Annotated in this window: 8 protein-coding genes; 6 read left to right on the forward strand and 2 right to left on the reverse strand. The window is 43.4% G+C overall.

Annotation, left to right across the window (positions count from 1 at the left end; all coding sequences use genetic code 11):
• Positions 1-171 precede the first annotated feature (171 nt).
• Entirely contained in the window at positions 172-2,997 is a 2,826-nt protein-coding gene (locus AB3112_RS04750; protein WP_367334043.1) for a cation-translocating P-type ATPase, read from the forward strand.
• Between the two features lie 95 nt (positions 2,998-3,092).
• Here AB3112_RS04750 and greA read toward each other — a convergent pair whose 3' ends face one another.
• Positions 3,093-3,560, reverse strand: a complete 468-nt coding sequence (greA, locus tag AB3112_RS04755) for a transcription elongation factor GreA (RefSeq protein WP_057910008.1) — start codon at positions 3,558-3,560, stop codon at positions 3,093-3,095.
• A 320-nt stretch (positions 3,561-3,880) separates the two neighbouring features.
• Between greA and AB3112_RS04760 the strand changes: the two genes are divergently transcribed.
• The gene (locus tag AB3112_RS04760; RefSeq protein WP_057910007.1) at positions 3,881-4,231 is read left to right on the forward strand and encodes a hypothetical protein; all 351 of its coding nucleotides are present in this window, start codon (positions 3,881-3,883) and stop codon (positions 4,229-4,231) included.
• Positions 4,232-4,456: 225 nt separating this feature from the next.
• Positions 4,457-5,767 (forward strand): nucleobase:cation symporter-2 family protein, encoded by a 1,311-nt coding sequence (locus AB3112_RS04765; protein WP_057910006.1) that lies wholly within the window; start codon positions 4,457-4,459, stop codon positions 5,765-5,767.
• A gap of 66 nt (positions 5,768-5,833) precedes the next feature.
• On the opposite strand, the gene AB3112_RS04770 is transcribed toward AB3112_RS04765, so the two are convergent.
• Positions 5,834-6,766 carry a LysR family transcriptional regulator gene (locus AB3112_RS04770; protein ID WP_057910005.1) on the reverse strand — a complete coding sequence of 311 codons (933 nt, stop codon included), beginning with the start codon at positions 6,764-6,766 and terminating at the stop codon, positions 5,834-5,836.
• Between the two features lie 346 nt (positions 6,767-7,112).
• On the opposite strand from AB3112_RS04770, the gene AB3112_RS04775 reads away from it, so the two are divergent.
• The 3 genes from AB3112_RS04775 to AB3112_RS04785 all read left to right on the forward strand — a co-directional run bounded on the left by AB3112_RS04775 (position 7,113) and on the right by AB3112_RS04785 (position 10,059).
• Positions 7,113-9,335, forward strand: a complete 2,223-nt coding sequence (locus tag AB3112_RS04775) for a glycoside hydrolase family 65 protein (RefSeq protein ID WP_239822828.1) — start codon at positions 7,113-7,115, stop codon at positions 9,333-9,335.
• Positions 9,272-9,424, forward strand: a complete 153-nt coding sequence (locus AB3112_RS04780) for a hypothetical protein (RefSeq protein WP_239822827.1) — start codon at positions 9,272-9,274, stop codon at positions 9,422-9,424. Before AB3112_RS04775 ends, AB3112_RS04780 begins: the two co-directional genes overlap by 64 nt.
• A 161-nt stretch (positions 9,425-9,585) precedes the next feature.
• Positions 9,586-10,059, forward strand: coding sequence for an arginine repressor (locus AB3112_RS04785; protein WP_057910058.1), 474 nt, complete (start codon positions 9,586-9,588; stop codon positions 10,057-10,059).
• Positions 10,060-10,294: the final 235 nt, after the last annotated feature.

Below are 10,294 nucleotides of genomic sequence, written 5' to 3' on the forward strand. Positions count from 1 at the left end.
ACTTCCTGCGTGGGGCCGTAATTGTGATTGCGGCTTTTTTTGTTTAAAAATTTATTTTTCACTAATTTTCACTAAATAATCTTATAAAATTCACAATTGGTAGTCGCTAATTTGTTATGATTATTATAAGTAATGCACCACGACAGATGAACCCCCAAAAGGAGGCCAAATATGAAATGGTACAGTCAAAACGCATCGACGATACTACAACAGCTTGATACCAGCCGAATTGCCGGATTGGATGAGGCAGAGGCAAAACGGCGGCTTGAGCAACATGGGCTCAATGAATTGACCGCCAAAGAGACCGAGCCGGCTTGGAAAATGCTTTTGAAGAGTTTTAAAGAACCTTTGATTGTGATCCTGTTAATTGCGACTGGGCTTGCCCTGGCAAGTGCCGCCTATGATTTTTTCGTGAGTGGCGATCAAGCCCACGCAATGGCTTCTGTGTATGAAGCTGTTGCAATCGTGCTGATTGTTTTAATCAATAGTGGAATCACCTTTCACCAGACACGAACGGCACAGAAATCCCTGGACGCTTTGGCGGACATGCGTCAACACCACATGAAAGTCCTGCGGGGCAGTAACTGGCTATCAATTCCTGCCGACCACCTCGTTCCCGGAGATATTGTCAGCGTGAAATCAGGTGACTTCATTGAAGGTGATTTGCGCTGGTTAAAAGCTTCTGAGTTGCAAATTAACGAATCTCATTTAACTGGGGAGTCTGACGCAATTGACAAGTCGGTCGAACCCATTGATGAGGAGACTGAGTTGGGCGACCGGACGAACATGGGTTATTCCGGTTCGATGGTCGTTAACGGAAACGGGATCGGAGTCGTTGTCGCAACGGGAATGGACACCGAGTTGGGCAAAATTTCCGGCTTAATGCAGGATATCGATGATCAAAAAACTCCGATTGAAAAATCTGTTTACAGTCTCAGTCAAAAACTGATGATTATTGCTGGAATTATCATTGTGATTACGATTGGTTACGATTTAGTGAAACAGCTGATTCAAGTCGGCAGCATTTCCATGGATAGCTTTGGTGGGATCTCCGCGACGGCGATTGCCATTGCCGTAGCCTCGATTCCAGACGCAATGCCGGTGGTATTATCGATTGTATTGACGATTGGCGCAAAGATGATGGCCAGCCAAAAAGGGTTGGTTAAATCATTGAGCAGCGTGGAAACCTTGGGGTCGACGACCTACATTGCCTCCGATAAAACGGGGACGCTGACGAAAAATGAAATGGCAGTTACCCGATTTTTAGCAAACGGTCAAATTTATAACGTCGAAGGAAATGGCTATACACCAATTGGTGATTTTATTCGGGCGGATGGTGGCGATACCCATTCAGCTGACTATCAGCGATTTTTAGAAGTTGCGGTTTTGAACAATGAAGCCGAAATTAAGCCGGATGACAAGCAAAACTGGCGGCCTTTTGGGAATCCAACTGATGTTTCTTTGGTGGTACTAGCCGCAAAACAGGGCATTAAGCGGGACGAACTGCTGGAAGACAAGGGGGATCGTGATATTGATATTGTCCGGATCTTCCCATTTGACAGTACTCGAAAAATGATGACGGTGGTTATCAAAGAAAACGGGCGTTACTTCAGCTTAACCAAGGGTGCGCCCGATGTCATTAAGCCATTAACCGAGTTGGCACTAATTGATGGTCAAAAAGTTGATATTCAAAACGCTTCTGCAACCATTGAAGAATCGATGCTGGAATTCGCCAACGACGCGTTAAGAACCATTTCAATTGCCCAACGCGAGATTACTAAAGAAGCGGCCTTGAACGCGTCAAGTGCTGAACTTGAACAGCATTTAACATTTCTTGGGTTGGTCGGCATTATTGATCCGCCGCGCGAAGAAGTTAGACAATCGGTGAAAAAACTGACGGATGCATCGGTCAACGTGGTGATGATCACAGGCGATCACGCGATGACAGCCAAGGCGATTGCCAAACAGTTGGGGATTATTCAATCAAAAGATGCCGATGTGATTACCGGCCGTGATTTGGAAGAAATGTCTGACGCCCAGTTATCAAAGCGCGTCTTGGATACGCGGGTATACGCTCGGGTGACCCCAGAGCACAAACAGCGGATTATCAAGCAGCTTCAAGCTCATGAACAAGTCGTTGCCATGACTGGTGACGGCATTAATGACGCCCCTGCGTTAAAGGCAGCTGACATTGGAATTGCAATGGGCATCAACGGAACAGAAGTTACCAAGGACGCTGCCGACTTGATTTTACTGGATGATCAATTTACAACGATCGAAAAATCAGTTGAGTCCGGCCGGACAATTTTTGCCAATATTTTGAACTTTATGCGCCATGAGTTAACAACCAATGTGGCGGAGGTTCTATCACTACTGCTGGGGGTCTTCCTGATTACATCGTCCATCGGTCAGGTGACTGAAGTGACGCCGACACTAACAGCGTTGATGGTGCTTTGGGTCAACATGGTCAGCGACTCACTGCCATCGTTTGCTCTGGGCTATGACGAAGCGGAATCAGATGTGATGAAACAGCGGCCACGAGATGCCAAGCAATCAATTTTAGCGAATGGCATGCTAAGAAGAGTGCTCCTGCGTGGTGGTGTCATGGGTGGGATGGTTTTTGCGGCCTTTGTCTGGGCAGCAATGCAAGGCTATTCGGTAGCCCAAAGCCAAACCATTGCCTTTCTAACCCTGGTATTTGGCCAATTGTGGCACGTTTATGACGCAAGAAGTGTCAAGACGTTATTTGATCGAAATCCATTTTCCAACTCCAGATTAACGTTGGCGGTGGGATTTGCGGCCACTTCGTCAATTCTGGTGACCTTAATGCCGTTCTTCAATAACGTCATGGGAACTGCGCCGTTATCGATGCCGATGTATGTCGGAATCATTATTATATCGGCGATTCCAACCTTTGCGATTTCCGGAATTAAGAAATTAGTTGGCATGAAAAGTCAGACGGATTCATCTCAATTAACACAATTAGATAGCGAGTAATAAATAGCGTAGGAAAAAGGCTGAGTCAAAAGTTGACACTTTTGGCTCGGCCTTTTAGCTTGTATTGCGCATTCAAGTGCTTATGGGAGAAGTTTTTAAACGCGAATCGACACAATTTTAATTTTGTATGAGAGTTGGGGTGCCGATACCGTGACAATATCGCCCGAATGGTGATTTAAAAGGGCTGACCCAATTGGCGAGGCAATTGAGATCTTGCGGTGATCAATGTCGACTTCCGGGGTTCCGACAATTTCGTAAGTTTCAGTTGAATGATCGTCGAGAAATTCAAAAGTGACGGTTTTGCCGACCTCAACGGTGTCGTCATTGGACGGGGTATAGACTTGGGCATACTGAAGCTGCTTACGTAAGAAACGCAACCGGCTTTCCAAATGACGCAGGTCCCGTTTGGCGGAACTGTACTCGGCGTTTTCGGATAAGTCGCCTAATGCTCGGGCATCAGCTAAATTTTTGATTTTAGCCGGGCGAGAATCTTCGAGGTCGCGAATTTCTGCTTCGATTTTTTCATATCCTGATTTGGTAATTTGATTGAAATGAGGGTCCATCAGCTCCACCTCCTACTTTTAAGTTTACAACAAATCATGACTTGAAATGAGCTGAAAATCAAATGGTGAGGCTTTAAATCATCCTAATTTTAAACGTTTTTCGAATAATTTGTATTATTAATTGGTAAAAAGCATTCTGGACTTTTGCCGATTTTGCTTTTCAAAATGCTGTCATGACGGGGATGAGCAACGTAATGTTATGAGAATATTACTAAAATCCTATCTAGTTTAACATGCTTGTAATTATCCAGACACGTCTCTGTAAATGAGAAAGCGTATATTCGTCACTGTTGAGAAAAGACGAAAGGAAATAATATTTCATGAGACTGAAAAAGATCATTATCGCATTAATGACTGCATTAACTTTTTACGGCACAATGAACGTTGCCGCATCCACTGAAATCGCTGAAGCTAAAACAACTAAAGTATATAAATCAAACTTATCAAAAGCAAACCAAAAAGCAAAGAACTGGATCGCTTACCACGAATCACGGGGTTCATATCATGCCCGTAACGGTCGATACATTGGCCGTTATCAATTGAGTGCATCTTATCTTCACGGTAACTACTCAAAAAGTAACCAAGAAAAGGCTGCTGACCATTATGTAAAGGCTCGATATGGAAGCTGGGTTCATGCTAAGAAGCATTGGCAAACTTATGGTTGGTACTAAAAATAACCAACAACGCGATTCGAAAAGTTTCAAAAATGTTTAAAGCTGAAAATGATGAAGGATCCTTCATCGTTTCCAGTTTTTTTGTGCAGTCACAAGCTACACAAACAAAGTTGTCAAAAGCCATCCATGCGAGCGCTAACATTCGGATTTGACGTTGTTTTAGTCAAAATATAATGTTAATATTACATTATCACGTTAAACACGAATAAAAGGGAGATCACAATGGAAAACGTTTCTGTTCCGGGCAAAAATTCGCCCGTTCGTAATGCTATTTTAGGTTTTCAACACTTACTCGCCATGTATTCCGGCGATATTTTGGTTCCATTATTAATCGGTGGCGCACTTGGATTTAACGCAGCCCAGATGACCTATCTGGTTTCAATGGATATCTTCATGTGTGGGGTGGCAACATTGCTTCAAATCCGACGGACGCCCATCACTGGTATTGGGCTGCCGGTTGTTCTTGGCTGTGCCGTCGAGTACGTGGCACCGCTACAGTCAATTGGAAAGAACTTTGGTTTGGGGTATATGTACGGCGGTATCATGGTGGCCGGTCTGTTTATTATTATCATCGCCAAGCCGTTTGCCCACTTGCGAAAGTATTTCCCATTGGTCGTGACGGGGTCTTTGATTACCTTAATTGGATTCACATTGATGCCAGTCGCCTTTCAAAACATTGGTGGTGGGGATGCGACTGCCAAGGCATTTGGAAACCCGACTCATTTGTTCTTAGGGTTCTTCACCGCATTGGTCATCGTTGTGCTCAACATTTGGGCAAAGGGCTTTCTCAAGCAAATTTCAATTCTGATTGGGATCTTAGTGGGTTCGGTGGTTGCAGTCTTGATGGGAACGGTTGACTTCGCGGCTGTTGGTCAAGCACACTGGGCGCAATTGCCACAGTTCTTTTATTTTGGCACCCCGAGATTTGAGTGGTCTTCGATTGCGACGCTCATTTTAGCGGCGCTTACCTGTATGATTGAATCAACCGGGGTTTACTTTGCTTTGGGTGATATTACAGGTCGTAAATTGGATGACCGTGATTTGGAACATGGTTATCGATCAGAAGGAATTGCTGCCATTTTGGGTGGTTTGTTTAACACATTCCCATATTCGACTTTCTCCCAGAACGTTGGGATTGTGCAGTTGTCTGGTATTAAAAAATTAACGCCAATCTACTATTCAGCTTTCATGCTTATGATCTTAGGATTGATTCCCAAGTTTGGTGCAGTTGCTACTTTGATTCCATCATCAGTTCTTGGCGGCGCCATGTTAGTTATGTTTGGAATGGTGGGTGCCCAGGGAATTAAGATGCTGTCAAAAGTGGAACTCAATAACAAGAACTTATTGATCATCGCGGTTTCAATCGGATTTGGTCTTGGGGTCACCACTCAGCCACAGTTATTCCAATACCTGCCAGCGACGGTTCAAGTCATCATGAGTAACGGAATGGTTGTCGGAAGCTTTACAGCCGTTATTTTGAACATTTTATTAAACCACACCTCTTTAAGCAAAAAAGTTGAAGAAGATATTTAATTAATTAAGACGTAAAAAGACCAGCGATTTCTCGCTGGTCTTTTTGTATTAACGATGATTCTTAAATTATCGCTTAGGAATATATTCTTCCACGTATTCTGAGATGATGTTGAGCAAATCTGTCACTGGTTCTGAAGTTTGCTTGTTCTTAATAAATGAAATCCCAAAGTTGGCGGTTAATACGTCTGTTGGAATTTTAACCACGTTGATGTGCTTCTTTTGTTCGTCAGTCAAACGTCGTGGGTTGGCAAATGGTTCTGGCGTGATGATCGCGCCAACATGTTCAATTGCCAAGTCAGAAGCCAGATGCAAGTCTGGAACTTCGATACTGATTTCAGCAGAAACACCAATATCATTTAAGAAGCTGTTCACCAAACGTTGGTAGTTATCTTCCTGAGGTGTTCCAATGAAGGATTCACCTGAAAGCTTGGTCAGGTCTAAGTCTTCATAATTGGTGAATACTTTGCCTGGCTCATAAAGCTTTGATGTTTCAGGGATGATTAAAACCAATGGCAATTGGGCGATTGGCCGGTATTCAACCTTGTGGCTTTGAAGTGCGTGGCCAATGAAGAAGTCGAGGGTACCTGATAACAAGCGCTTCTCAGCATCTCGACTTGTCATTCTGGTGATCTGAGCGTGGATATTTGGATATTTATTGTAAAAACGCACCAATACCGGCTTGTATAAGTCATTGGTCACCACTTCATTTGAGGCAATTGTTAAATGCCCGTATTTGAATTGTGACAAATGCGTCATCTCACGGTCCAGATTGGCCCTCAGCCGATTTTCTTCTTGTAAGAAAGCAAGTAGCCGTTCGCCGGCGTAGGTCAATTGGATGGGATGTGATGATCGATCGATTAGCTTAACACCAAAATTAACTTCTGCATTTTTGATAACCCGGCTGATATAGGGTTGGGTCACAAATAATGCTTGAGCTGCCTTTGACATATTTCCTTGTGCCTTAATTTCTTCTAGAAACGAAAGTAATTTGCTGTTCATAATTGTAATTCTCCTTTGAAGACCTGTCGCCTTATAGTTTATCTTCTAACCAGATTATATGATATTCTAGTAATATATGCATGAATAATGACTCATTGCAATTTAATTTCGCAAAAAAGCTACAACCTAGTATAGCAATTCAAGACCCGTCGGTAAAGGACGTGAACCTTTTCTACCCCGTATTATATTAATCTTAATATTTTACAATTATATTACTATTAGGTACTACAATAAAAGTAAGCAGTGATTAGCAATAAAACGTGAATTTTTTTCGATGAATGGTAAAATAATCCTATAATTTTGTGTTGTGATTTGGTACGTACCTGTGTAATAGGAGGTTCCATTAATGAGAATTGAACAGTCTCCGGAATTTCAAATTCATTTACAAAACTTGAGAAGTAAAGAACAGTTGTTTTTAGAAACCATTTATAATGTCGGCAATGGCCACTTTGGAGTGAGAGACTCCAATCCACTTCAAGGAAACAGCCCGGATTACATCGGGTCACCGGGTCTTTTTATTAACGGCTTTTTTGATTACAAAGAAGTTTCTTATGGTGAAAAGTACCGTGGTTATCCGGATAATAATCAAGTCATCAATCGGCTGCTTGATCCACGCTTTATCCGAATCAAGGTGGGCAACGAAGATTCACTGACTGACCATTTCCGCGTTGAAAATATCGATAAGAACCTGGACATGCAGACTGGGCTGCTGCACGAACTATTCAGTGTGACGACACCGGAAAACCGTAATTTTAACTTGGTGGTTGAGAGTTTTGCCAGCCTCAGCAAATTAAACGTATACGGCATTAAATATGCAATTATTCCGACCAACTTTTCAGAAGAAGTTGAAGTCATTAAGATGCACGATTACGTTAATCAGTCTGTCCATCATCAAGACGACGACATCCGTGTTAGTCAGGATTTGGGCCAAATGCAAATGGACTTTATTCCCGACAACGGTCAGCCCAGCTATTTGGTGACCACTTTTAGAAGCCAGCAGGGAATCATCATCACCTACCAGGCGAATGAAAATTTTGCGCCCAATCCTAAGATTGAGTATTTTATGGACGAGAATCACCACTATGGTTATCGCAGTAAATATTTTGCCAAACCGGGGAGTTCAAAAGACTTTGAATTTTTGTTTGCGATTGGTGACATTCATCCTTTGGTGAACGCCAACATGTATTCAGACCAGTATTTGGCCTCATTGGATAATTTCATTAACGATACGACTTTCAAGTCGGAATTAATGGCATCGGCCCAAGTATGGCAGACCTTCTGGCTTCACAGTGACGTTGAAATTGACGGCGATCCTGCTTTGCAGCAATGCGTTCGCTTTAATTTGTTCGAGCTCAACCAGTCGGCTGGGCGCGATGAAAAAACGAGTATCCCCGCCAAAGGTTTGACCGGCAACGGCTATGGGGGACATTTCTTCTGGGACACCGAGATCTTTATGCTGCCGTTTTTTACGTACACGCAGCCTGAAATCGCTAAGGAACTACTGATGTTTCGGTACCACACCCTCCAGATTGCCAAAGAGCAGGCCAGCGACTTTGGCTTGGGTAAGGGCGCAATGTATCCATGGCGGACAATTAATGGATTTGAGTCAAGTGCCTATTGGTTGGCGGGACAAGCGCAGTTCCATATCAACGCTGACATTGCTTTTGCGGTTGAACAATACTATGAAATTACCCGTGACGAGGACTTTTTGCGCCACTACGGTTTTGAAATCATTTTGGAAACGGCCAGGTTCTGGATGGAATATGGCAACTATGCCGAATTGGACGGCAAGCGCCAGTTTGTGATCAACCGGGTAACCGGGCCGGACGAATACAGCGCCTTAGTGGATAACAACTATTACACGAACGTTTTGGCCCAAAGTAACCTACAATTAGCTGGCAAATATGCTCATAAGTATAAGGATGACGACGGCATGTTGACCCGCCTGAACGTGACCGACGAAGAAGTTCGCGATATGGAGGAAGCTGCAGCTGCCATGTATCTTCCCTACGATAAAGAAAAGAACGTTAAGCTGCAGTTTCAAAATTTTGAGCAACTGCCGAAGATGGATATTGCGTCAATCGATCAAAGCATGTTCCCACTGTTGCTCAACTATCACCCGCTGATGTTGTACCGGCACCAGGTCAATAAGCAGGCGGATACGGTCATGGTCGACTTCATGTTCCCCGAAGGAAACACGTTGGCCCAACTAAAATCCGACTACGAGTTCTATGAACCGATCACAACCCACGATTCTAGCCTCTCTAAGGCGATTTACGCTATTATTGCGGCCAGGATAGGCAAAGACCAGCAATCCTATGATTTCTTCTCACAGGCCGTTCAGACCGATTTAATGGATGTCCATCACAATACTAAGAATGGTATCCATGCGGGAAGCCTCGGCGCTGCTTGGGAAGGCATCATCTATGGATTTGCCGGTGTGGTCAATAACGCCAAAAGCTTTAGTTTGCAGCCGCACTTACTTGGAACTGCCTCAAATTTAAGATGCATCTGTATGGCAATGAATTTCAGTTCATTATTTATCAAGATACGGTGGAAGTGGACTTGATTAGTGGAAAAGGCGCGGATATTACCGTAGCCAATGAGAAAAAACAGTTGAGCCACCAAAATCCGAAACAAATGTGGACTTATAAATGAGTGCTTCTGAAGAATTTGTAAACTAATTGCTTCTTTTTTGGAAAACAGGCGAACTTTGGTTTATCATTTGGTATGATAGTGTTATGCAAATTAAATGGTATTTATTGAATATTTAAACAGGCATGAAAGCCAATCAAGAAGTGAAAGGAACGCGCATTAACATGAAAAAGGAAGCTCGCCAATCTAAAATTGAGCAAATTATTAATCAGTACACGATTACCACACAGGATGAATTGATGGAAAAGCTCCGTGTTGCCGGGATTACGGTTACACAGGCAACTTTATCCAGGGACATTCGCGAAATGCAAATCGTCAAGCAACCGGACAGTTCTGGAAATTCCCGGTATATGATTTTTAAGTCGGGGAACCAAAACGAGATTGAACGGATGTATCGCATGATTAATGGAACGGTGACTGATATTCGACAAATTGAATTTGTGAACGTGATTCATACGCAGCCAAGTTATGCCAACCCATTGGCAGCGGTCATTGACGACCTGCATATGGATAATGTTTCCGGGACCTTGGCCGGTTATGATACTATCGTGACCTTCAGTCCATCGGTGGATGCGGCCCACGAGATTCACGACCTGGTAACCAAGCACGCTAATCCGGATTTGTTGGTATCAGAATAAGTGTGTGTCGGCATTTACTGAATTTATAAAAGCTGGGAATGATGAACAGATTTGTTCATTGCTTCCCAGCTTTTTTTGGTAGGCTTTTTTTAGCTGTCAGGCGCAAAAAAGCCGGACCCTCAAGTTTGAGAAGCCCGACTCAATTGGATGTTACAGTCGAAACGAGATAATTATTTCAAGAACCATTTGCGATACACCATTCTGCCAACGGAGCCAATTAAGAAGATGAACCACC

Origin of the sequence: Lentilactobacillus sp., assembly GCF_040773105.1 — a bacterium.
Lineage (GTDB): Bacteria > Bacillota > Bacilli > Lactobacillales > Lactobacillaceae > Lentilactobacillus > Lentilactobacillus parabuchneri.